The following is a 21,658-nucleotide window of genomic DNA, read 5'->3' as shown; positions in this document are numbered from 1 at the left end:
GTCTCTGCGGGGTAGATATGGTTGCGCGGGTGCGGACAGTGGCGTTCCAGGGGGTCGACACCCTCGATATCGATGTCCAGGTGCATATGGGCAACGGTCTGCCGGCCTTCTCCATTGTCGGTCTGCCGGCCAAGGCGGTGGACGAGAGCAAGGACCGTGTCCGGGCGGCCCTGAGCGCCCTAGGCCTGGCACTGCCGCCGCAGCGCATCACCGTCAATCTCGCCCCGGCCGATGTCACCAAGGAAGGCAGTCATTACGACCTGCCGATCGCGGTGGGGATCCTGGTGCAGATGGGCGTGCTTCCGGCGGAGGAGATCGCCGGCTATCTGGTGCTCGGCGAGCTGGCCCTGGACGGGCAGCTGACGGAGGTGTCCGGAATTCTGCCCGCGGCGCTGGGCGCGGTCTCCCGCGGGGTCGGCATCATCTGCCCGGAGCGGGTTGGTCCGGAAGCCGCCTGGGCCGGGGATCTCGATGTGCTGGCACCGCGTACCCTGCTCGCCCTGATCAACCATTTCAAGGGCAGCCAGGTGCTGACCCCGCCCGAGCCCGCCGGGGCCGAGGCGCCGGGCCTGTTTCCCGACCTTGCGGATGTGAAGGGCCAGGAAAGCGCCAAGAGGGCGCTCGAGATCGCCGCGGCCGGTGGCCATAATCTGCTGATGACCGGACCGCCCGGGGCGGGCAAGTCGATGCTGGCCGCCCGTCTGCCGGGACTCCTGCCGCCGCTGGATGCGCGGGAGGCGCTTGAGGTCAGCATGGTGCGCAGTGTCGCGGGGGATCTGAAGGGCGGCCGGATATCGCGGGTCCGGCCGTATCGGGACCCGCATCATTCCAGCAGCATCCCGGCGCTTGTCGGCGGCGGTCTCAAGGCCCGGCCGGGAGAGGTCTCGCTGGCCCATTGCGGCGTGCTGTTCCTGGATGAACTGGCGGAGTTCCCACGCACCGTGCTCGACTCCCTGCGGCAATCCATCGAAACCGGGCAGGCGGTGGTCAGCCGGGCCAATCACCGGGTGACCTATCCGGCCCGCTTCCAGCTCGTCGCCGCGATGAATCCCTGCCGCTGCGGCTATCTCTCGGACCCGGCCCAGGCCTGCGGCCGGGCGCCGAAATGCGGGCTCGACTACCAGGCCCGGCTCTCCGGTCCGCTGCTCGACCGGTTCGACCTGCGGATCGAGATCGAGCCGGTCTCGGCCCGGGAGCTGGGGCAGCCGCTCGATACCGAGCGATCTGAGACTGTCGCGGCCCGGGTGGCGGCCGCCCGCCGTCTGCAGTGCCATAGGTTCGAGAGTGCCGGGACAGGCACGACCGGCCGGACCAATGCAGAGCTGGACGGAAAACTGCTGGAAGAGCATGCCCGGCCGGATCCGCCAGGCCAGGCATTGATGGAAGAGGCGGCGTCCCGTCTGGCACTGTCGGCCCGCGGCTATCACCGGATCCTGCGGGTCGCCCGGACCATTGCGGATCTTGAGCAGTCAGGGCAGGTGAGGCGGTACCATATTGCGGAGGCGCTGGCCTACCGGGGCCTGGTGGTGCAGAAAGCGGCCTGAAGTGAATAAAATACTACTCATGTGCGAGAATAACATGTTATTCAATCGCATCGATAATTGTCGGTGCGATTGGACATGTCCGCTTCTTGCTGTTTGCCTGCCCGGCTGCCGGCGTTGGTTCTGCTGCTTGTGTTGCTGCCCCATGCATCGACATGGGCGGAGCCGCTGGATTCCAACTGTTTCCAGCAATGTCCCGTCAGCAAAACCGACAACCGGGTTCTCAGCAGGCCCAGCCATACGCTGTCCAACAATGCCGCGACCAAGTTTGCCGACTGGGTAGCCTATGAGATCGTAGCGGCGGATATCGGCAGATCCCAGCGCCGGGTCTGGCGGCCGGACCCGCTGTTGCCGCCGGAGGAGACCCTGGAGCCGGCGGACTACAAGGGCGCCCACGCGGCGCTGAAGACGGACCGGGGCCACCAGGCCCCGCTGGCCAGCTTCACAGGGGCGCCGGACTGGGAGACCACGAATTATCTCTCCAACATCACGCCGCAGAAAAGCGCGCTCAATCAGGGTCCCTGGAAGAACCTTGAAGAGGCGGTCCGGGCGCTGGCAAAATCAGGCGCCGGAGCGGTCCATGTCCTCACCGGGCCGCTCTACGAACGGGACATGCCGTCCCTGCCGGAAGCGGACGAGCCGCACCGGGTGCCCAGTGGCTACTGGAAAATCGTCTCTCTGCTGGGCGGGGGTGCGGTCGAGGCGGCAGGGTTCGTGCTGGATCAGGAAACGCCGCGCGACGCCGACTACTGCGCCACGGCCCATGCCGTTCCCGTCCCGGTAATCGCCCGGCGGTCCGGTCTGACATTCGCCCCGGGGCTGGAGGGCGGTGTCGTAAACCCGCTGCGGGCCCGTCTCGGCTGCGCGGCTCTCGTCTCGACCCAGGACGAAGCGCCGCGCAGTTGAGGCTTCAGCGTTTGGACTCAATGGCGTCCCAGAGCTCGGTTTCGATGGAACGGCCCTCGAAACGGCCGAGCTCCTGCAGACCGGTCGGCGAGGTCACGTTGATTTCCGTCAGATAGTCGCCGATCACGTCGATACCGACGAAGATCAGACCCTTCTCGGCCAGGGTCGGGCCGATGATCTCGCAGATTTCCGCGTCGCGCTTGGTCAGGCCGACCTTTTCCGCCCGGCCGCCGACATGCATGTTGGAGCGCGCTTCGCCGGCCGCGGGCACCCGGTTGATGGCGCCCACCGGCTTGCCGTCGATCAGGATGATCCGCTTGTCGCCCTGCCGCACTTCCGGCAGATAGCGCTGCACGATCACCGGCTCGCGATACATTTCGGTGAACAGCTCCAGCAGCGAGTTCAGGTTCTCGTCGCCGGGCTTCAGGTGGAACACACCGGCCCCGCCATTGCCGAACAGCGGCTTGACGATGATGTCTTCATGCTCGGCCCGGAAAGCCTGGATCCGTTCCCGGTCATGGGTGATCAGGGTCGGCGGCATGACATTGTCGAAATGGGTGACGAACAGCTTTTCCGGCGCATTCCGGACTTCCACCGGATCGTTCACCACCAGTGTTTTCGGGTGGATGTGTTCGAGAATATGGGTCGCGGTGATGTAGGACATGTCGAAGGGCGGGTCCTGCCGCATCAGCACCACGTCCATCTGGGAAAGGTCGATCAGCTCGGGCGCGCCCAGCGTGAAATGGTTGCCCGCTTCCCGGCGCACGTCGAGCGCCCGGACCCGGGCCATCACCTTGCGGTTCTGGAAGCTGAGGTCCTTCGGCTGGTAATGGTACAGCGTGTGGCCGCGCCGCTTGGCTTCGAGTGCCATGGCGAAACTGCTGTCGCCGTTGATGTCGATATGTTCGATGGGATCCATCTGGATGGCGACGCCGAGACCCATTGCTTCCTCCGTCAGGTAAGCGCTTTTAACGAGCCGGGACTATGTGGTGATCGGGCCTGCCGGATCAACCGGATTTCCGGCTCAGTTCAATTGACTTTCGAGCACTTGAAGAACCCGTGCGACATCCACGCGTTCCGGCTCGCGGATATTGTCCCGGGTGAGGAAGTCGCGCAGGCAGCCGATCGCCGCCCGGCGCTCCCCCTTGCGGGCCAGCAGCAGGCCTTCCTCGCGCAGCAGGCTCGGGATGCCGGGCGCAAGCAGCCGCATGTCGCGGATGACCTGCAGGGCGGGTTCCAGTTTGCCGTCGCGCAGCAGGCGCAACTTTATATTGTTTTGCAGTCGCAACAATATATCGAGGTCGCTGACATCGCTGTAATGGGCCTGTGTGAGGGTGGCGGTTTCGCCCTGGAAATGCGCCAGCAGGTCGCGCAGGGCGCGGGCATCCAGGCTGACGCCGCCATTGAAGGGATCGACGATGGCGCGGCCGCCGTCCCCCTGCACCCGGATCAGGAAGTGGTTCGGGAAATTCAGCCCGCAGGCCTCAAGCCCGAGCGCCCGCGCCGTCTGGATATAGAGAATGCCGAGGGCGACAGGCAGTCCCTTGCGGCGATCGATCACCCGGATCAGGTTGGCATTCTGCGGATCGTCATAGGTTTTCCGGTCGCCTTCATAGCCGAATTCCCCGGCAATGACCTGACGCAGGGCCGCGCCCGGATCGTCAGCCGACGACTGTCCCGCCGCCCCGGCCAGAGAGGCCAGATGATCACGATAGCGCGCAAGCGGCACGCCGGGCTGATCGAGCGAGGCCAGCAGCAGGGCCGCTTCGCCGAGACCGGCCTCCGTCAGGCCGGATTCGCCGAAACCGGCGAGGGTGGCGCGGGTGGATTCCGGGTCGGGAACCATGATCTACGAGGCACCGAGGATACGCACATAGCTGACGACATTGCGGACATAATTGAGATTGCGCGCGTGATTGATGACGCGCTGCTGCTCCGCATTGTCCTGGGCGATTCCGAAGATATAGACTGTGCCGTTGACCGTATCGATATCGTAATTGATCGACTGGATCGAGCCGTCGAACAGCAGTTTCGCCTCAAGCTGGGTCTCGATCCAGCTGTCGCGGGCCTTGTCGACGATGTCGGATTTGTCGTTCACCTGAATCTCGTTGATCACCTCGCGCACGCCGTCGGCCTTCCAGGCGAGCCGGGCGGCCTCGATCCGGTCTTCCGGTTTCTCCACCGAGCCGGTCAGCAGCACGCGCCCGTCATCCACGGACAATCCGACTGCGGAAAACAGATCCACATTGGCCTGAAACAGATAGTGGTTGATTTCCGTCTTCAGCGTGATGTCCTTGGCCGTGCCTTCGAGCCCGCGCTCCGACTGGCTTGCCGTGGCCGCGGTGGCGCCGGCACCGATGGCGACCCCGACCGGGGTGCAGGCACCGATGGCGACAGGGGCAAGCAGGAGAAGCGGAATTAACATCAGGCGGTTCAGCATGTGGTCACTCTATCTGTTGGGATCGACGGTCCAAGCATTCTGAATATGGCGAGGAATGCGCCAGTGTGCCACCGCGAAGAGGTCGAATCTAAGGCAATGCTCCGCCAGCCGGCTGTTTCCGCGCTGGACCCAGAGGGCGGCCCGCTCCAGGCGGCGCCGTTGCGAGGGCGAAACGGCCTCGAGGGCGGCGGCTTCCGTCGGGCGGGCCTTCACTTCGATGATGGCCAGCACGCGGCCCCGCTCGGCGACAATATCGATTTCCCCGACCCGGGTGCGCAGGCGGCTTGCCAGCACCCGGTAGCCTTTCAGGCGGAGGATCAGGCGGCAGAGCAGTTCGGCGACGGCCCCGTAGCGCTGCGCCCGGCGCCTGGCGTCCCTCCCTGTGAGCGCCTTGCCGGCGGAGATCACCCGGCCGACTCCTTCAGTTGCACCGCCCGGTCGTAGATGGTCTTGCGCGGCAGGCCGGTTTTTGCGGCGATTTCCTTTGCCGCATCCTTGACCGTCAGGCGGGCGAGGGCGTCGGCGAGCATTTCGTCCAGTTCCGCCTCGCTGGTCTCGTCGCGCAGTTCCGGCGGGCCGAAAAGCAGCACGGCCTCGCCTTTCGGCGGCTCGCTTTCCGCATAATGCCGGGCAAGCTCGGCAAGCCGGCCGCGGGTTACGTCCTCGAACCGTTTCGTCAGCTCCCGCGCCACGGCCATGTCCCGCGGGCCCAGGATCTCGGCGGCGACGGCCAGGGACTCTGCCAGCCGGCGGGGTGCCTCGAAGAAGATCAGCGTGGCGCGCAGGCCGGACACTTCTTCCAGGATGCGGCGGCGCTCGCCCTGTTTCGTCGGCAGGAAGCCGCCGAAGAAGAACCGGTCCGTCGGCAGGCCGGATATGGAAAGTGCGACAATCGGCGCCGCCGGGCCGGGGACGGAGGTCACGGGCGTGCCCTGGGCTGCCGCCGCGCGCACCAGTTTGTAGCCGGGGTCGGAAATGGTCGGCGTGCCGGCGTCGGTCACCAGCGCGATGGTCTTGCCGTCGGCGAGCAGGCGCAGCAGTTCGGGCCGGCTGCGCTCCGCATTGTGATCCTGGTAGGCAAGCATGCGGGCCTTGATGGCGAAACGCTGCAGCAGGCGCCCGGTGAGACGTGTATCCTCGCAGGCGACAATGTCGACCGCGGCCAGGGTTTCCAGGGCACGGCGCGAGATATCGCCGAGATTGCCGATCGGGGTGGCAACAAGGATCAGCCCCGCGACCGGGCGTCCCGGGGCCTCCATTGGCGGCTCGTTTTCCGGCTCCGGCGCGGGGGTCGCAGCGGGAGTCACAATGGTGCCATCTTGCGGCGGTTTACTCTGGCCGTCGGCTTGATTAGCCTTTGCCGCCAAAGAGCGGGAGGAGATCTGAGGTGTACGTGTCTTCATACCGTACCAAAAGTGACTGGAGCGACAGTCGAGTTATGGGAGGAACCGGGCGGTTTCTCCAAGCCCTTTTCGCCCGCAGGGGCGGGGCATCACGACTTTTCCTGTTACTGGGCCTGCTTCTGGTCTGCGCCGGACTGACGGCTTGCCAGACCCCGAATCCCCTGGCGGGTTTCGGGGTGCAATCCAGCACGGTGCCCGCACCGACGGCGGCGCCGCAGCCAATCACGCCGCCACCGGCTGCTGTCGGCACGGACACGGAAGCACCGGCGCCCGGCACGGGGCTTGTGGCGCCCGATGCCGAACTGTCGCTTGAGACCCCTGCTGCGCCGTTGCAGCTGGTTGAACCGGACAGCCAGACGGTCGGCGTTGCCATGCTGCTGCCGCTGAGCGGTGCCCGCGCCTCCGTCGGACAGGCAATGCTCGATGCTGCGCAGATGGCGGTCTTTGATATCGCCGGCGATGATTTCAACCTGATGGTCTACGACACGCAGGGCACGCCCGAAGGGGCGGAAGACGCGGCCAAGCTCGCCGTTGCGGACGGTGCGCGGATCGTGCTCGGGCCGCTTTACGGGCGCTCCGCAGCCGCCGTTCGTCCGATCGTCGCGGCGGCCGGGATCAATGCTGTCGCCTTTTCCAACGACCGCACCGTGGCCGGACCGCCGGTTCACCTGATGGGATTGATGCCCGAGCAACAGATCGAACGGGTGATCCGCTTTGCCGTGCAGCGCGGATACCGGCGGCTCGGACTGCTGCTGCCGCATGGCGGCTACGGAGATCTCGTGCTGGAAAGCGCCCGGGCGTCGGCCATCATGTCAGGTGCGGAGATCACCCGGATTGCCTATTACGATCCGCTGGCCAGCGATTTCACCGAGGTCGCCCGCTCCTTCGCGGAATATGACAGCCGGCGGGAGTCCCTGAAGATCCAGAAGGACGAGCTGGCCGGCCGGCCGGATGAGATTTCCCGGCAGACGCTGGCACGCCTGGAGGCGATGGATACGCTTGGCGATCCGCCCTATGACGCGATCCTGATCCCGGAGGGCGGGAACCTGCTGCGCACCATCGCGCCGCTTCTGGCCTTCTACGATGTCGATACGCGGCGGGTGAAGCTGCTCGGCACGGCGCAATGGGAGGATCCGAGCCTCGGCACCGAGCCGAGCCTGGTCGGCGGCTGGTTCGCCGCGCCGCCCTCGCTCTACCGGGAGAATTTCGCAATTCGCTACGAGGCCGCGTTCGGCAAGCGCCCGTCGGGACTTGCCGCCCTGGCCTATGATTCCATCGCCCTGACCGTGTCCCTGCAGCGCGGCGAGAACGGCGCCAATTTCGGCGGCGGTGCCCTGATGGCGAAGAGCGGCTTTGTCGCGCTCAACGGTCTGTTCCGTTTTGTCGAGAATGGCACCAATCAGCGCGGGCTGGCTGTCTTCGAAATCGGCGACCGGGCACTTGACGTGGTCGACCCCGCGCCGGAGCAATTCACCGATCTGACGAACTAGGCGGCGGAAGCGGGACTCAGGTCTCGTTTCCCAGCCGTTCGGTCAGGGCGGCGATGACGGCGTTCAGGCGCTGGCGCCCCTCCAGAGTGGCGGCGAGACGGCTGTGCGGCGGCTCGATGTAGCCGGCTTCTTCCAGATCCGAGAGCAGGCCGGCGCCGAACAATGTCTGCAGGTCGCAGCCGGCGAGTTCCTCGAGCCGGTCCTTGTCGACGCCCTCGCGCAGCCTGAGCCCCATCATCAGCATTTCCGTCAGGCGGCCTGTCCTGTCGACGGTCTCTTCCTCGCTGATTCCGTGACCCTGCTTGCCGACTCGGTCGAGCCAGATGGCCGGGGCCCGGATTGTTTGGATCGCTTTTGTAACGATGTGACCGTCGGCGCCGGCAATCCGGATCCGGGAATGGGCTCCGGGGCCGATACCGGCATAATCGTGATAGCGCCAATAGACCAGATTGTGCCGGGATTCATCCCCGCTGCGCGCATGGTTGGAGATCTCGTAGGCCGGCATGCCGGCCTGTTCCAGCGCGTCCTGCGTCGCTTCGTAGAGCGCCGCCTGGGACTCATCCTCGGGCAGTTTGATCTCGCCCTTCGCATGCCGGGCGAAGAACGGGGTCTCCGGCTCGATGGTCAGCTGGTACAGCGAGATGTGATCGACGGCGAGTTCCAGCGCGTCTTTCAGCTCCGCGCGCCAGGCGGCCACCGTCTGTCCCGGCCGGGCATAGATCAGATCGAAGGACATGCGCTCGAAAGTATCCCGGGCGATGCCGATCGCGCGCCGGGCTTCGGCGGCGTCATGGGTTCGGCCGAGAAATTCCAGATCCGTGTCGTTCAGCGCCTGGATGCCGAGGGAAACCCGGTTCACCCCGGCTTCACGGAAAGCCGCGAACTTGCCGGCCTCGACCGAGGTCGGGTTCGCTTCCAGGGTGATCTCGACCTGGTTGCTCCAGGGCCACAGACGGCGGATCTCGGAGATCACCGCATCCACCGTTTCCGGCTCCATCAGCGAGGGCGTGCCGCCGCCGAAGAAGATGCTGGAGACGGTGCGCTCCGGCGCCAGTGCCTTGAAATGGCGCAGTTCCGCGGTCAGCGCCGCCCGCCAGCGGGCGTGATCGACCTTTCCGGAGACATGGCTGTTGAAGTCGCAATAGGGGCATTTCGAGAGACAGAAGGGCCAATGCACATAGACCCCGAACGGCTCCGCCGCGGCGGTGCTCATGTCGGCCCTATCCAGCATTGCCTCCGGCACCTGCCGGTGGCTTTTCCAGCCCAACCTGTTTCAGGAGTTCCTCGAAAGCGATGGCCCGGTGGCTGACCGAATGCTTCCAGCCGGCATCGACTTCACCGAAGGTCTTGTCGTGCCCCTCGGGGATGAACATCGGATCGTAGCCGAAGCCGTTTGCGCCGCGCGGCGGCCAGACCAGATCGCCGTGAACCCGGCCTTCGACGGATTCCGCGTGCCCGTCCGGCCAGCAGATGGTGAGGGCACAGACAAAGGCGGCGGAACGGTCCCTGTTTCCGGCCGCTGCCTGTTCCTGCAGTCTATCCTCGACCTTCTGCATGGCCAGGGCGAAATCCTTCTCCGGTCCGGCCCAGCGGGCGGAGTAGATACCGGGATCGCCGTCCAGTGCGGTCACGCTCAGCCCGGAATCGTCCGCCAGCGCCGGCAGGCCCGAGCCCTCTGCGGAGGCGCGGGCCTTCAGTTCGGCATTGGCGATATAGGTGCTGCCGGTTTCTTCCGGCTCCGGCAGGCCGAGCTCGCCGGCCGACACCACCTCTATCCCAAGCGGCCCGATCAGATCGCGGATCTCGCGCAGCTTGCCCTGGTTGTGGCTGGCGATGACCAGTTTTCTCTCGGAGAAGGTGCGGCCCATGGATCAGCTCCCGATCGCGGCTTTCTGCAGGTCCACCAGCTCGCCGATGCCCTTGCGCGCGAGGCGCAGCATATTGGTGAAAGCGGCATCCTCGAACGGCTCGGCCTCGGCAGTGGCCTGGATTTCGACGATGCCGGCTTTGCCGGTCAGCACGAAATTCGCGTCGGCCTCCGCATTGGAATCTTCCGGGTAATCGAGATCCAGTACCGGCGTGCCCTGATAGATCCCGCAGGAGACGGCCGCGACATGGTCGGTCAGCGGGATGTCCTTGAGGGCGCCGAGCTTGACCAGTTTCTGCATGGCGAGATGCAGGGCGACGAAGGAGCCGGTGATCGCGGCTGTCCGGGTGCCGCCGTCGGCCTGCAGGACGTCGCAATCGACCTTGATCTGGCGTTCGCCCATGGCCTTCAGGTCCGTGACCGCGCGCAGCGAGCGTCCGATCAGGCGCTGGATTTCCTGGGTCCGGCCGCTCTGCTTGCCGCGCGCCGCTTCCCGGTCGGTCCGGGTATGGGTCGAGCGCGGCAGCATGCCGTATTCGGCGGTGACCCAGCCAGAGCCGGAATTGCGCAGGAACGGAGGGACCCGATCATCGACCGAGGCGGTGCAGAGCACGTGCGTGTCGCCGAATTTGACGAGGCAGGACCCCTCGGCATATTTGGCGAAGCCCGGCTCAAGCGAGACCGCGCGCATATGGTCGGCGCTGCGCCCGGAAGGACGTTTGGCTGTTCCGGTCATAGAAGCTACTCCTGTTTTCGGGCCATGGCTGCACCCGCGCCGCGCTGGTCTGCGCCGGCCATTGAATGTGTCTGTGTGAAATCGCGCGCAACCTACTATCGGGTCCGGGATGCGTCCACGACTTTGCGCGGATGTCGGTAAAGTGGCGGCCATGCATTCTGCTGCATTGACGGGCCGGGGGGCGCTCCCTAGATTCCGGACATGGAACATATGTCAGGCATCGGCGCTCTCAATGCCCGCTCGCGGGAAATTCTGCAGCACATTGTCGATACATATGTGGAGACGGGCGAGCCGATCGGCTCGCGCACCATTTCGCGGCGCATTGGCGACGTCCTGTCCCCGGCCACCATCCGCAATGTCATGGCAGACCTGGAGGAGGCGGGCCTGCTCTATTCCCCTCACGCCTCCGCGGGACGGCTGCCGACCGACCGCGGGCTGCGCATTGTGGTCGACGGGCTGCTTGAAATCGGCGGCGATCTCACCGAGGGCGAACGCGGCACCATCGACTCCCTGCTCGGCGCCAGTGGCCGCGGCTATGATGAAGTGCTGGAGGAAGCGACCAGTGCGCTGGCCGGCCTGTCGGCCTGTGCCGGTCTGGTGATTTCGCCGAAATCGGATCCCTCCCTGCGCCATATCGAGTTCGTGCCGCTGACGGCCGGCCGGGCGCTGGTGGTTCTGGTGAACGAGCTTGGCCTGGTGGAAAACCGGGTCATCGAGCTGCCACCGGAAGTGCCGGCCTCGGTTCTGGTGCAGGCAACGAACTTTCTGAATACCCGCTTCCACGGCGCCTCGATCGATCAGGCGCTGAAGGATATCAAGGCGGAGATGGAACAGCGCCGGATCGAGTTGGACGAGCTGACGGCGCGGGTGGTCGAGAACGGTCTCGCCCTGCTCGCGGGCGGCGGGCCTGACAGCGGCTCGCTGATCGTGCGCGGCCAATCCAAGCTGCTCGACGATGTGAACGCGGTCGAGGATCTGGAGCGGATCCGGCTGCTGTTCGACCAACTTGAGCAGAAACAGGGCATGTTGCGCCTGCTCGAGGCAACCGGCGATGCGGACGGGGTGCAGATCTTCATCGGCGCCGAGAACCAGCTGTTCGACCATACCGGCTGCTCGATGATCCTCTCGCCCTACCGGGACACGAAGAAACGGGTGGTCGGCGCCATCGGCGTGATCGGCCCGACCCGGATGAATTACGCCCGGATCATTCCCATGGTCGATTATACGGCCCGGCTGATCGGTCGCGTCATCGGTTGATCGCAGGGCCAAGCCGGGGTAAAGCAGGCGCTGCAGGCCCGGAATGATTGATTTCCCATTCCGGCCGCCCACATTTGGGCCTGACTTTCAGGATCTACAGACGGGAAAGAGCCGGAATTATGGCCGAAGACGACAAGAAAGCAGAACAGTACGCCAATCAGGATGCGGAGCCGCTGGTCAATCCGGATGACGGCATCATAGACATGGATGCTTTCGTCGGCGCCGGCGCATCGCAGGATGACGAGGCGGATTCCGACGATGACGGCGAAGAAAGCGAGGTCCAGCAGCTGAAGGACCAGCTGATCCGGACGTTGGCGGAGTTGGAAAATACCCGCAAGCGGGCGGAACGTGACATTGCCCATGCGCGGAAATTCGCCATCACCGACTTCGCGCGCGATCTTCTAAGTTCCTCGGACAATCTGCGCCGGGCACTGGAATCCGCGCCGGAAGACCGGGACGAGCTCGATATCATGCTGAAGAATCTGGTGATTGGCGTGGAGATGACCGAGAAGGAATTGCTCGGTGTTTTCGAGAAGCACGGCATTCGCAAGATCGAGCCGCTTGGCGAGAAGTTCGACTACAACCTGCATCAGGCGATGTTCGAGGTGCCGGACGCGAAGAGCGAGCCGGGAACCGTGGTACAGGTGATGCAGCCCGGCTACGTGCTGCAGGACCGCCTGTTGCGTGCTGCCATGGTCGGGGTTGCGAAAAGCCCCGAAGTGCCAAAGGAACATGTCGACACCACAGCCTGAGCCAGGTTTTATCCGGCAGGCGCAGGAACAAGGGTCTCGCTGGCGGGGTCATGCTGTTTCAGCATGTCCTTCGCCCGCTGCCGGTTGCCGACGGCATAGCAATAGACGCAGCCGTGCGGGCAGCTGTCATAGCCGCCGATATCGCGGGATTCCGCGCACAGGCAGCCGGGCCGGTTGCCTTTCTGCCGGGCTTTGATCGGGCGGCCCGCGACATCCGCCAGACGGGTTGAATCAATGCATCGGGCCGGTTGCAGGCCCTCTCCCAGCAAGGCTGGCTGCGAACAGAGAGTTGCTGTCATGCCCTGATCGGCGGCAAGGCCCGCGAGCTCCCGCAGCAGCGCCGCCTTTTCCCCATCCGGTGGATCCGACCATGTGAATCCCGCCCGTCCGGCGCTTTCTTCCGTGTTCCGGCGGGTCTTGCGATAGATATGGGCGGCCGAGAGCGTCACCTCATCGACCGCGCCACGGAGTGCGGCGGCCAGTGCGGCGAAATTCTCGCGGTGGAAGTCCGCCGGCGTCAGGCTGGACCAGAATACCGGATCGTAGCGCCAGACCACGCAGCGCGGCCCGAACCTGTCGGCCAGCCGCCTGATGTCGTCGAGTGCTGCATCCGCCGGCGGGACACTGGTCTCAAGCGCTGTGGGATATCCCGTCACTGTGTAGTGCACCAAGAACGGCACACCGCTTTCGAAGAGCCGCTGGAAGACATCGTGGGCGGGCCGGGCATTCCGGGTCCAGAACACGAAGCCGTCGACATCCGGACCGGAGAGCGGGACCCGCGACGGTTTGCCGCCATAGGGATTGGGGACAACGGCAAAACCGGCATCCAGCCGGGCCCGCAGCCAGTCGCTGTAGAAGGCGGGTATGTCGGTCCGGTAGCTCGCTGAGATGATCATCGGGGCGCCGATTCTGGGAAAATGACGGGTTTCATGCACATTCCGATGCGAAATCCTATTCCACTTGGTTGCAGCGCGGCCAGACCCCGCCTATATAGCGGGTTGCCTAAACACACCAATCGGGAACCGATGCGGCGCTTTCACAAGGTCGCTGGCGTTTGCTGAAGGATGAGGAAAATATGAGCAAAGTAATCGGTATCGACCTCGGGACCACGAATTCCTGTATCGCGTTCATGGACGGTAAGGACGCGAAAGTCATTGAAAACGCCGAAGGCGCGCGCACGACGCCGTCGATGGTCGCCTTCGCCGAAAGCGGCGAAAGGCTCGTCGGCCAGGCCGCGAAGCGACAGGCGGTAACCAATCCGGAAAACACTCTTTTCGCCATCAAGCGCCTGATCGGCCGCCGGTTTGACGACAAGACCTCCAAGCGGTTCAACGATCTGGTTCCCTACAAGGTCGTCGCTGGCGAGAACGGCGATGCCTGGGTCGAGGCGCGCGGCGAGAAATACAGCCCGAGCCAGGCCTCCAGCTTCACCCTGCGGAAGCTTAAGGAAGATGCCGAAGCCTATCTCGGCGATACCGTCGACCAGGCCGTGATCACGGTCCCGGCCTACTTCAACGACGCCCAGCGCCAGGCGACCAAGGATGCCGGCAAGATCGCTGGCCTCGAAGTCCTGCGCATCATCAACGAGCCGACAGCCGCTGCGCTAGCCTATGGCCTGGACAAGAAGAACACCGGCACGATCGCGGTCTATGACCTTGGTGGCGGTACCTTCGACGTATCCATCCTGGAAATCGGCGACGGCGTGTTCGAGGTGAAGTCGACCAACGGCGACACCTTCCTCGGCGGTGAAGACTTTGACCAGCGCGTCATCGACTACCTTGCCGATGAGTTCAAGAAAGAGAACGGCATCGACCTGCGCCAGGACAAGCTTGCCCTGCAGCGCCTGAAGGAAGCCGGCGAAAAGGCCAAGATCGAGCTGTCCAGCTCGATGCAGACCGAAGTGAACCTGCCCTTCATCACCGCTGACCAGAGCGGCCCGAAGCACCTTAACATCAAGCTGACCCGGGCGAAGCTCGAGGCGCTGGTGGACGATCTGGTGCAGCGCACGGTCGATCCGTGCAAGGCGGCCCTGAAGGATGCGGGCGTTTCGGCCGGCGAGATCGACGAAGTGATCCTGGTCGGCGGCATGACACGCATGCCGAAGATCGCGGAAACGGTGAAGAGCTTCTTCGGCCGTGAGCCGCATCGCGGCGTGAACCCGGACGAAGTCGTGGCGCTTGGCGCTGCGATCCAGGCCGGCGTGCTGAAAGGCGACGTCAAGGATGTCCTGCTGCTCGACGTGACCCCGCTGTCGCTCGGCATCGAGACACTGGGTGGTGTCTTCACCCGTCTGATCGATCGCAACACCACGATCCCGACGAAGAAGAGCCAGACCTTCTCCACGGCAGAAGACAACCAGACCGCGGTCACCATCCGGGTCTTCCAGGGCGAGCGCGAGATGGCGGCGGACAACAAGGTCCTCGGCCAGTTCGATCTGGTCGGTATCCCGGGCGCTCCGCGCGGCATTCCGCAGATCGAGGTCACCTTCGACATCGACGCCAACGGCATCGTCAACGTGTCCGCCAAGGACAAGGCAACCGGCAAGGAGCAGCAGATCCGCATCCAGGCGTCCGGCGGCCTGACCGACGACGATATCGAGCGGATGGTGCAGGAAGCCGAAGCCAACGCGGAATCCGACAAGGCCCGGCGCGAGATCGTCGAGGTGAAGAACCAGGCCGACAGTGCGGTTCACGGCACCGAGAAGATGCTTGCGGATCACGGCGACAAGATCTCCGAGGACGACCGCCGCGAGATCGACGAGCACATGGCGGCCTTGAAGACGGCCATGGAAGGTGATGATGCAGCAGACATCAAAGCCAAGATGGACGCGCTCCAGCAGGCGTCGATGAAGCTTGGCGAGGCCATGTACAAGGCTTCGCAGGAAGCCGGTCCCGATGCGGCTGCCGGCGGCAGCGATGCCGGTGACAGTACCGGCGGTGATGGCGACTCTGCGTCGAGCGACGATGTCGTCGATGCGGATTTCGAAGAAGTCGACGATCAGAACCGCGACAACAAGTCCGCCTGATCCCAACGGTCTGGGCGGAGGAGCCGATGACGAACCGGTCTCCTTCGCCCGTTTCCGACCAGGAAAGGCAGGCGGCTTGTAATTCTGCCGGACTGCCGACGCCGTTGTGGGGACAATGACGCGCTATGGCAAAAAAAGACTATTACGAGGTTCTGGGGGTCGCACGCGGCACGTCGGATGCGGAAATGAAAGCCGCATACCGCAAGCTGGCGATGCAGTATCACCCGGACCGCAATCCCGATAATCCAGACGCCGAAACCAAGTTCAAGGAATTGAACGAGGCCTATGATGTCCTGAAGGACGAGCAGAAGCGGGCAGCCTATGACCGCTTCGGGCACGATGCCTTCGAGGGCGGCATGGGCGGCGGCGGCGGTGCCGGCGCCGGTTTTGGCGGGTTTGCCGATATCTTCGACGAGATGTTCGGCGACTTCATGGGCGGCCGGCGCGGTGGCGGCCGGCGCGGCTCTGACCTGCGCTACAACATGGTCATCAGCCTGGAAGAAGCCTTCAAGGGCAAGCAGACCGAAATCCATATTCCGAGTTCGGTCCAGTGCGATGAATGCCATGGTTCCGGTGCGGAAAAAGGCAGCGAGCCCGTGACCTGCACGACCTGTCACGGTCACGGCAAGGTTCGGGCCCAGCAGGGCTTCTTCACCATCGAGCGGACCTGCCCGCATTGCGGCGGCAACGGCACGCGGATCGAGAAGCCGTGCAAGAGCTGTGGCGGCAATGGCCGGGTCCAGAAGGAAAAGACCCTGTCGGTCAATATTCCGGCCGGCGTCGAGGACGGCACCCGGATCCGTCTGAGTGGTGAGGGCGAAGCCGGTCCGCGCGGTACGGCACCGGGCGACCTCTACCTTTTCCTGTCCATCGCCGACCACCCGATCTTTCAGCGGGAAGGGGCGGACGTCTATTGCCGTGTGCCGCTGCCGATGACGACGGCAGCCCTCGGCGGCCAGATCGAGGTGCCGACGATCGAAGGCGGCCGAGCCCGGATCAGTGTTGGCGCCGGTACCCAGAGCGGCAAGCAGTTCAGACTCAAGGGCAAGGGGATGTCCGTGCTCCGCAGCCCGGCCCGGGGCGATCTCTATGTCGAGGTCGTCGTCGAGACTCCGGTGAATCTCAGCAAGCGCCAACAGGAGCTGCTGGAGGAATTTGCCGCCGGCCAGAACGAGACCAGCCCGCAATCCGCCGGGTTCTTCGACCGGGTCAAGGAGCTCTGGGACGATCTCAGGGACTGACTTTGTCGCCTTCCGATATTTTATCCTGAATGAACGCCGGCCCCTGGGGTCGGCGTTTTTCGTAGGGCTGCGCCCGAAACGGGTAGTCGGCCCTACACGGAAAGTTGCCGATATGCCCTAGGTAATCCCGGTATTGTTTTCGGCTATCTAATTGTTATTTCTCGATTCTATGTCGATCGCAGTGGCAATGGCACGACCCTCGTGGCGCAGGAACTCCAGCCCTGCGCGACGCACGGCCAGGGCGTAGCGTACCGTGAAGCGCTCGGTATTCGACATGTTTTGTAGGGGTAAGGCCAGGAGCGCCCGGATCTCCTGGTTCAATGTCCCGATACGCTCTTCCATGAGGCGCGCCGCTTCCTCGGGTCCGGCACTTTCGGAGAAGTAGACCGCGGCCAGGAAATCGGACCTGAGGCGCTCCTCCGCACCGGCGTCCATCACCCCCTGACGCAATAAGTCGCGTCCGAGGCCGGTGATTTCGAAAGTGCGCCGGTCGAGAGACCCTTTTGCCGGTCCGCTCTCGGTAATGGCACCGCGGGCCTTCAGCTTGCCCAGGGCCGGGTAGAGACTGCCGGCGCTGACCGACTGGAAGTGGGCAAAATCCTTGTTGATCCGGCTCCGGATCTGATAGCCGTTCGCCGGGCCCTTCGACAAGGCACCAAGGATAATATCACTGATTTCAAACATTATTTCAGTTCGATATATCATAAGAAACAGGAAGTATCGACCTCTTATTCACTCTGGTTTCGGTTCGGGTGCAAGCAGGCTCGACAGCGACCGGAAAGCAGGCTAGGACCGTCAGGGACAGCAACCTTTCATCCAGGAGGGCGCCAATGGGCACGACGAAGATCGGAATCATGGGGATCTCCGGTTTCATGGGCCGGATGATCGCCGCACAGGTTCATGGAAATCCCGAAGCAGAGATTTCCGGCGGTACTGTTTCACCGGGTAGTACCAGTGAAGCTGTTGATATTGCAGTCCTTTGTCAGCTTGATGGCGCATATGGAAAAACCACGTCCGATGCCCGTAGTGTCATCGCAGAGGCTGATGTGGTGATCGATTTCACCCTTCCGGATGCGACGGTCGCCCATGCCCGGATTGCCGCGGAATGCGGCACGGCCTTCGTCGCCGGCACCACCGGGCTGACGCCGGAGCAGGAATCCGCGCTTGCCGAGGCTGCAACGAGTATCTCGCTGGTCTATGCACCGAACATGAGCCTCGGCGTCAATCTGCTGTTCGACCTGGTGAAGAAGGTTGCGGGTGCGCTGGACGATAGTTTCGATATCGAAATAGTCGAGATGCACCACAAACGGAAGATCGACGCGCCGTCGGGAACCGCACTTGGTCTCGGCAAGGCGGCGGCAGCCGGGCGGGGCGTCTCCCTGGACGATAAGGGTGTACTGTCGCGGGAAGGGGTCACCGGACCGCGCGAGGCGGGGCAGATCGGGTTCGCGACATTGCGCGGCGGTGACGTGGTCGGCGAGCACACCGTGATTTTCGCCGGTCCGAACGAGCGCATCGAGCTGACGCACAAGGCGGCAAACCGCGATATCTTCGCGGCCGGTGCCGTGCGCGCGGCCATTTGGGCGGCGGAGCGCAAAGCCGGGCTCTATTCCATGGCGGATGTGCTCGGGCTCTAGCGTAAACCGGTGTCAGACCGTGCGGATTTTGGCCAATGCGCCGGTCAGGGTGTCGGCAAAATCCTGTTTTTCGGGCGGCGACAGGAATGCGCCGATTTCGAGAGACTGCCCGTGGGTGCGCAACATCAGACGATCCGGTCCGGTGCGTTCCTCCTCGACCTCGATCTTGAGCCAGTAGGGCTGCAGCTGCTTCTGTAACACCCGGCGTCCCCGCACGAAGCGCTCGATTGTCAGTTCCGCATGGGTCAGCCGGACGATCTCGTACCGCCGCGCATCCCGGTAGCTCAGGCGGAAGGCAACATAGATCAGCAGGATATCGAGCCCCAAAAACCCGACCACGGGCCAGGCACCGGCCATCCAGAACACGGTCCCGATGGCAATGCTGCAGCAGGAGATCGCCGTCATCAGGATGAGGAAACCTGCCGGCGACAGGCTGCGATGCGGATAGAGAACCGCATCGAAGAGCGTGTCGCCGGTCTTTACATCACTCATGCCGTCAGCTGTCGTCACCGCCGGTCGTCCGGACTGTTGCATCGCGATTCGTCAAGGCCTTAACCTGTGCCCGGCGCGGGCCAAAGGCAACCTGAAAACCGCCCCACCCGAGAGCAAGCGAGAGAGTGCAGTGTGATGGCAAGACGGATGACGAACGCGGCGGTGGACGCCTTCTTCCAGCACCTGAGCGAACGCGACCCGGAGCCGAAGGGTGAGCTCAACTATGTCAATCCCTATACCTTGCTAGTCGCAGTGGTGCTCTCCGCGCAGGCGACGGATATTGGTGTGAACAAGGCGACCGGCCCGCTGTTCGAAGTTGCCGACACACCGGAGAAAATGGTCGCGCTGGGTCTTGAGCGGGTGCGCGAGTACATCAAGACCATCGGCCTGTTCAACACAAAGGCGAAGAATGTCATCGCCCTGTCGGAGATCCTGATCCGGGAGCATGGCAGCGTGGTACCACCGCATCGCGAGACGCTGGAGCAGCTTCCGGGGGTCGGGCGGAAGACGGCAAATGTCGTGCTCAACATGGCGTTCGGTCAGCCGACAATTGCCGTCGACACCCATCTGTTCCGTGTCGCCAACCGTACCGGCATGGCGGCAGGCAAGACGCCGCTTGCGGTCGAGCTGGCGCTGGAGAAGCGGATCCCGGGGAAATGGATGCTGCATGCGCATCACTGGCTGATCCTGCACGGGCGCTATATCTGCAAGGCGCGCAGACCGGTCTGTCCGGTGTGCCCGGTTTCGGATCTCTGCAATTTCAAGGACAAGACCGTGGAGCCGGCCTGAGTGGCCTCAGCTCTGTGCGGCGCGGGAGATGCCCCGCTGCAACAGGCTGACAAAGCAATCGTCCCGCGCCAGTTCGGCATCGCGCCGCGGCCGGAACTCGTAATAGGTCACGGCAAGCGCGTGGTTGAGTTCATAGAGGAACAGGTCCAGGACACAGGCTTCCGTGCGGTACTGCCAGACAACGGCCGCCATTTCGCGCCGGATGAAGGCGGGTTTGCCGAGAATGCTCGAGAGATCGCCCCGCCCGAGAGCAAGCAGCCGGCTCGGGTCGCGCTCCTCCGGACTGAAATCGGGCGTCCGCGGCGGCGCGGGCAGGCTTGCGACCGCGGCGGGTTTTTCCGGCTCTGCCGGCAGGGTCGCCGGGGCTACCGCCGCGGGTGCCTGCTGATCCTGTCCGGTATCGGCTGTTTTTTGAACGGTCCCGCCGCAGCCCAGAAGGCCGATGGCGACAAAGACAAGGAGAAGAAACTGCACCGGCACAAACCTACTCCGCGGTCTCCGGCGCACTCACGACGTCATCCTTGAACACCGAAATGTCCCCGACGATCTGGCCGCCGAGCTCGACTTCCAGACGGCCGAACCGTACGGTCCCGGTGACACGGCCGGTGCCGCGGATCTGCAGGGTCTGCCGCACCACCAGAGTGCCTTCGAAATGCCCGCCGATGATGGCGTCGTCTATCACCACCTTGCCCTTGAAATGACCGGATTCCGTCACCTCGAGATGGCGGCTGTTTTCCAGGGTTGCGTCGACAGTGCCTTCGACAACGAGGCTGTCGCAGGCCGTTATCTCGCCGGTCAGGGAGATCTCCGGGCCCACCGTGAGCTTCTTGCTCTCGTTGCGCGGCGTGGCGCCGCGCCGGTTCTGCGCTCCGGGAAGATCGAGAGACCGGCGTGGAATCTCCGGGACGAATCCGGATGAGGAAGGCTTGCTCGGTTGCATTCTGGACTCCTCGTCCGGCTTGCTGGTTGTAACCTCTCCAGAGATGGGCGCCGCCGGGTCCAAGCGCGTCTCCGAAGGAGAGTTCCGGTTCTGGGCGCCGGATGTCTGTTCTTCGTCCTGCGCGCCGGTCCCGAAAGAGGGACTTGTGCGCGCGGTCGTGTCTGTGCCGGATTTTTTACGCCGAAACATCAGATCGTCAACTCATATAATTGCAGAAGAGACCGCGGTCATCGACCTTAATACTCAATGACTTATTATCATTTCTTCATGTCGCTCCGCAAGCGTTCGAAGCGATGCAGCATAAAAGCGGTCGCAATCACCGGCCCGGCGAAGTTCAGGACCGGGATGGTCATGACCGCGGCGATCAGCACACCGCTGATGAAAATCGCTCCGGCCTTTTGCTTCCGCAACGCCTTTGTTTCTGCGGGAGTCAGCCGTCGCAGGGCAACCATTTCAAAGAACTCCCGGCCAAGGAGATAGCCGTTTGCCCCGTAGAAAACGACAAGATTCAAACCGGGGATCAGATAGAACGGTAAAAGAACGATATTAACAACAACTGTAATGCCGAGAAATTTAAGGCTTCCCAGAACGGTTTCCGCAAATGGCTGCGGCCGGGCCGGGCCGAGCCCGGGATAGTGCTTCGCCTCGACGGCGTTGCAGACAGAGTCAAGAAACAGGCTCGAGATCGTGTTGGCCGCGCCGGGAAAGAAGAGGATGCCCAGGATCACCACGATCAGACTGGCGACCCAGGCCGCGGCATCATCCAGCCAGCCACCGAAAATCGAGAACCAGTCGAGTATATACCAGACGGCAACGCCGAGCAGCAGGATGGCGGTGATCGAGCCGATGATGCTGATGATGATCGGATTGCGCAGCCGGGGGTCCGTCAGCTGGCCGAGGGTGGCGGTCACAGATGAAAACATGGCGAACTCTTCTTCTCGCAGACGCGGTCACCGGTTCAGATAGGGTCGGCGGGGGTCTGGCCCAATGCCTTTGGACGGAAAGAGCATAGGATTTCCGCGCATGCAAGACCGGCGACGCAGAACCGCGAGTGCGGTCTTTCCATGCTGTCCCTGCTCCAGTACCTTGTCGCGCGCATTCAGCGGACATCCGGTCCGCCGACATTTCTCCGTTCCGTTTCC

23 protein-coding genes are annotated in these 21,658 nt (G+C 63.9%); 9 read left to right on the top strand and 14 right to left on the bottom strand.

All coding sequences use genetic code 11. The features are described 5' to 3' along the window. The first annotated feature begins 17 nt into the window (after positions 1-17). Positions 18-1,544 (top strand): YifB family Mg chelatase-like AAA ATPase, encoded by a 1,527-nt coding sequence (locus RH950_RS16710; protein ID WP_350058799.1) that lies wholly within the window; start codon positions 18-20, stop codon positions 1,542-1,544. Positions 1,545-1,619: 75 nt separating this feature from the next. After that, positions 1,620-2,447, top strand: a complete 828-nt coding sequence (locus RH950_RS16705) for a DNA/RNA non-specific endonuclease (RefSeq protein WP_350058797.1) — start codon at positions 1,620-1,622, stop codon at positions 2,445-2,447. 4 nt (positions 2,448-2,451) lie between these two features. On the opposite strand, the gene gshB is transcribed toward RH950_RS16705, so the two are convergent. The 5 genes from gshB to rsmI form a co-directional block, all read right to left on the bottom strand. Further along, positions 2,452-3,390, bottom strand: coding sequence for a glutathione synthase (gshB, locus tag RH950_RS16700; protein ID WP_350058795.1), 939 nt, complete (start codon positions 3,388-3,390; stop codon positions 2,452-2,454). Positions 3,391-3,471: 81 nt separating this feature from the next. Then, positions 3,472-4,293, bottom strand: a complete 822-nt coding sequence (locus tag RH950_RS16695; protein WP_350058793.1) for a SirB1 family protein — start codon at positions 4,291-4,293, stop codon at positions 3,472-3,474. Between the two features lie 3 nt (positions 4,294-4,296). Then, positions 4,297-4,872, bottom strand: coding sequence for a BON domain-containing protein (locus RH950_RS16690; RefSeq protein WP_350058791.1), 576 nt, complete (start codon positions 4,870-4,872; stop codon positions 4,297-4,299). A gap of 24 nt (positions 4,873-4,896) precedes the next feature. Then, positions 4,897-5,295 (bottom strand): YraN family protein, encoded by a 399-nt coding sequence (locus RH950_RS16685; protein ID WP_350058789.1) that lies wholly within the window; start codon positions 5,293-5,295, stop codon positions 4,897-4,899. Continuing rightward, complete coding sequence (gene rsmI / locus RH950_RS16680; RefSeq protein ID WP_350058787.1) at positions 5,292-6,146, bottom strand: 16S rRNA (cytidine(1402)-2'-O)-methyltransferase; 855 nt, start codon at positions 6,144-6,146, stop codon at positions 5,292-5,294. The genes RH950_RS16685 and rsmI overlap by 4 nt, the downstream gene beginning before the upstream one ends. 320 nt (positions 6,147-6,466) lie before the next feature. Here rsmI and RH950_RS16675 point away from each other — a divergent pair, with 320 nt between their 5' ends. After that, the gene (locus tag RH950_RS16675; RefSeq protein ID WP_350058785.1) at positions 6,467-7,780 is read left to right on the top strand and encodes a penicillin-binding protein activator; all 1,314 of its coding nucleotides are present in this window, start codon (positions 6,467-6,469) and stop codon (positions 7,778-7,780) included. A gap of 16 nt (positions 7,781-7,796) precedes the next feature. Here the strand turns inward: RH950_RS16675 and hemW are convergent, their stop codons facing one another. The 3 genes from hemW to rph are packed head-to-tail and all read right to left on the bottom strand — an operon-like array spanning position 7,797 to position 10,383. Continuing rightward, positions 7,797-8,993 (bottom strand): radical SAM family heme chaperone HemW, encoded by a 1,197-nt coding sequence (gene hemW, locus RH950_RS16670; RefSeq protein ID WP_350058783.1) that lies wholly within the window; start codon positions 8,991-8,993, stop codon positions 7,797-7,799. Positions 8,994-9,000: 7 nt separating this feature from the next. After that, positions 9,001-9,648, bottom strand: coding sequence for an RdgB/HAM1 family non-canonical purine NTP pyrophosphatase (rdgB, locus tag RH950_RS16665; protein ID WP_350058781.1), 648 nt, complete (start codon positions 9,646-9,648; stop codon positions 9,001-9,003). Between the two features lie 3 nt (positions 9,649-9,651). Beyond that, positions 9,652-10,383, bottom strand: coding sequence for a ribonuclease PH (gene rph / locus RH950_RS16660; protein ID WP_350058779.1), 732 nt, complete (start codon positions 10,381-10,383; stop codon positions 9,652-9,654). A 210-nt stretch (positions 10,384-10,593) separates the two neighbouring features. Here rph and hrcA point away from each other — a divergent pair, with 210 nt between their 5' ends. Together hrcA and grpE are read left to right on the top strand one after the other, a co-directional pair. Beyond that, positions 10,594-11,640 carry a heat-inducible transcriptional repressor HrcA gene (hrcA, locus tag RH950_RS16655; protein WP_350059170.1) on the top strand — a complete coding sequence of 349 codons (1,047 nt, stop codon included), beginning with the start codon at positions 10,594-10,596 and terminating at the stop codon, positions 11,638-11,640. Positions 11,641-11,759: 119 nt separating this feature from the next. After that, positions 11,760-12,392: a nucleotide exchange factor GrpE gene (gene grpE, locus RH950_RS16650; protein ID WP_350058777.1), complete on the top strand. Its 633-nt coding sequence runs from the start codon at positions 11,760-11,762 to the stop codon at positions 12,390-12,392. A gap of 8 nt (positions 12,393-12,400) precedes the next feature. On the opposite strand, the gene RH950_RS16645 is transcribed toward grpE, so the two are convergent. Further along, on the bottom strand, positions 12,401-13,288 hold the full coding sequence (locus tag RH950_RS16645) for a DUF1848 domain-containing protein (protein ID WP_350058775.1): 888 nt from the start codon (positions 13,286-13,288) through the stop codon (positions 12,401-12,403). A gap of 179 nt (positions 13,289-13,467) precedes the next feature. Here RH950_RS16645 and dnaK point away from each other — a divergent pair, with 179 nt between their 5' ends. Both dnaK and dnaJ read left to right on the top strand, forming a co-directional pair. Next, the gene (gene dnaK / locus RH950_RS16640; protein WP_350058773.1) at positions 13,468-15,417 is read left to right on the top strand and encodes a molecular chaperone DnaK; all 1,950 of its coding nucleotides are present in this window, start codon (positions 13,468-13,470) and stop codon (positions 15,415-15,417) included. A gap of 125 nt (positions 15,418-15,542) precedes the next feature. Beyond that, a complete protein-coding gene (gene dnaJ / locus RH950_RS16635; RefSeq protein ID WP_350058771.1) occupies positions 15,543-16,658 on the top strand; it encodes a molecular chaperone DnaJ in 1,116 nt (371 codons plus the stop codon). Positions 16,659-16,805: 147 nt separating this feature from the next. Here the strand turns inward: dnaJ and RH950_RS16630 are convergent, their stop codons facing one another. Further along, a complete protein-coding gene (locus RH950_RS16630) occupies positions 16,806-17,342 on the bottom strand; it encodes a PadR family transcriptional regulator (protein WP_350058769.1) in 537 nt (178 codons plus the stop codon). A gap of 146 nt (positions 17,343-17,488) precedes the next feature. On the opposite strand from RH950_RS16630, the gene dapB reads away from it, so the two are divergent. Then, on the top strand, positions 17,489-18,295 hold the full coding sequence (gene dapB, locus RH950_RS16625; RefSeq protein ID WP_350058767.1) for a 4-hydroxy-tetrahydrodipicolinate reductase: 807 nt from the start codon (positions 17,489-17,491) through the stop codon (positions 18,293-18,295). A gap of 12 nt (positions 18,296-18,307) precedes the next feature. Here dapB and RH950_RS16620 read toward each other — a convergent pair whose 3' ends face one another. Further along, positions 18,308-18,805, bottom strand: coding sequence for a DUF2244 domain-containing protein (locus tag RH950_RS16620; RefSeq protein WP_350058765.1), 498 nt, complete (start codon positions 18,803-18,805; stop codon positions 18,308-18,310). A 129-nt stretch (positions 18,806-18,934) separates the two neighbouring features. On the opposite strand from RH950_RS16620, the gene nth reads away from it, so the two are divergent. Then, the gene (gene nth / locus RH950_RS16615) at positions 18,935-19,576 is read left to right on the top strand and encodes an endonuclease III (RefSeq protein ID WP_350059169.1); all 642 of its coding nucleotides are present in this window, start codon (positions 18,935-18,937) and stop codon (positions 19,574-19,576) included. Positions 19,577-19,582: 6 nt separating this feature from the next. Here the strand turns inward: nth and RH950_RS16610 are convergent, their stop codons facing one another. The 3 genes from RH950_RS16610 to RH950_RS16600 all read right to left on the bottom strand — a co-directional run bounded on the left by RH950_RS16610 (position 19,583) and on the right by RH950_RS16600 (position 21,439). Then, the gene (locus tag RH950_RS16610; protein WP_350058763.1) at positions 19,583-20,050 is read right to left on the bottom strand and encodes a hypothetical protein; all 468 of its coding nucleotides are present in this window, start codon (positions 20,048-20,050) and stop codon (positions 19,583-19,585) included. 10 nt (positions 20,051-20,060) lie between these two features. Continuing rightward, a complete protein-coding gene (locus tag RH950_RS16605; RefSeq protein ID WP_350058761.1) occupies positions 20,061-20,516 on the bottom strand; it encodes a bactofilin family protein in 456 nt (151 codons plus the stop codon). A gap of 257 nt (positions 20,517-20,773) precedes the next feature. Continuing rightward, a complete protein-coding gene (locus RH950_RS16600; RefSeq protein ID WP_350058760.1) occupies positions 20,774-21,439 on the bottom strand; it encodes an EI24 domain-containing protein in 666 nt (221 codons plus the stop codon). Positions 21,440-21,658 lie beyond the last annotated feature (219 nt).

Origin of the sequence: Nisaea sp., assembly GCF_040217065.1 — a bacterium.
In the GTDB taxonomy this organism is placed as follows: domain Bacteria; phylum Pseudomonadota; class Alphaproteobacteria; order Thalassobaculales; family Thalassobaculaceae; genus Nisaea.
This window is presented reverse-complemented; position numbering and strand designations above follow the sequence as displayed.

Coding starts and splice junctions, on each gene's coding strand:
- hemW (WP_350058783.1), bottom strand. CDS start 8,993: ATGAGCACCGCCGCGGCGGAGCCGTTCGGGGTCTATGTGCATTGGCCC.
- RH950_RS16605 (WP_350058761.1), bottom strand. CDS start 20,516: ATGCAACCGAGCAAGCCTTCCTCATCCGGATTCGTCCCGGAGATTCCA.
- RH950_RS16705 (WP_350058797.1), top strand. CDS start 1,620: ATGTCCGCTTCTTGCTGTTTGCCTGCCCGGCTGCCGGCGTTGGTTCTG.
- RH950_RS16600 (WP_350058760.1), bottom strand. CDS start 21,439: ATGTTTTCATCTGTGACCGCCACCCTCGGCCAGCTGACGGACCCCCGG.
- dapB (WP_350058767.1), top strand. CDS start 17,489: ATGGGCACGACGAAGATCGGAATCATGGGGATCTCCGGTTTCATGGGC.
- RH950_RS16690 (WP_350058791.1), bottom strand. CDS start 4,872: ATGTTAATTCCGCTTCTCCTGCTTGCCCCTGTCGCCATCGGTGCCTGC.
- nth (WP_350059169.1), top strand. CDS start 18,935: ATGACGAACGCGGCGGTGGACGCCTTCTTCCAGCACCTGAGCGAACGC.
- hrcA (WP_350059170.1), top strand. CDS start 10,594: ATGTCAGGCATCGGCGCTCTCAATGCCCGCTCGCGGGAAATTCTGCAG.
- RH950_RS16695 (WP_350058793.1), bottom strand. CDS start 4,293: ATGGTTCCCGACCCGGAATCCACCCGCGCCACCCTCGCCGGTTTCGGC.
- gshB (WP_350058795.1), bottom strand. CDS start 3,390: ATGGGTCTCGGCGTCGCCATCCAGATGGATCCCATCGAACATATCGAC.
- RH950_RS16645 (WP_350058775.1), bottom strand. CDS start 13,288: ATGATCATCTCAGCGAGCTACCGGACCGACATACCCGCCTTCTACAGC.
- rsmI (WP_350058787.1), bottom strand. CDS start 6,146: ATGGAGGCCCCGGGACGCCCGGTCGCGGGGCTGATCCTTGTTGCCACC.
- dnaJ (WP_350058771.1), top strand. CDS start 15,543: ATGGCAAAAAAAGACTATTACGAGGTTCTGGGGGTCGCACGCGGCACG.
- rdgB (WP_350058781.1), bottom strand. CDS start 9,648: ATGGGCCGCACCTTCTCCGAGAGAAAACTGGTCATCGCCAGCCACAAC.
- grpE (WP_350058777.1), top strand. CDS start 11,760: ATGGCCGAAGACGACAAGAAAGCAGAACAGTACGCCAATCAGGATGCG.
- dnaK (WP_350058773.1), top strand. CDS start 13,468: ATGAGCAAAGTAATCGGTATCGACCTCGGGACCACGAATTCCTGTATC.
- RH950_RS16710 (WP_350058799.1), top strand. CDS start 18: ATGGTTGCGCGGGTGCGGACAGTGGCGTTCCAGGGGGTCGACACCCTC.
- rph (WP_350058779.1), bottom strand. CDS start 10,383: ATGACCGGAACAGCCAAACGTCCTTCCGGGCGCAGCGCCGACCATATG.
- RH950_RS16630 (WP_350058769.1), bottom strand. CDS start 17,342: ATGTTTGAAATCAGTGATATTATCCTTGGTGCCTTGTCGAAGGGCCCG.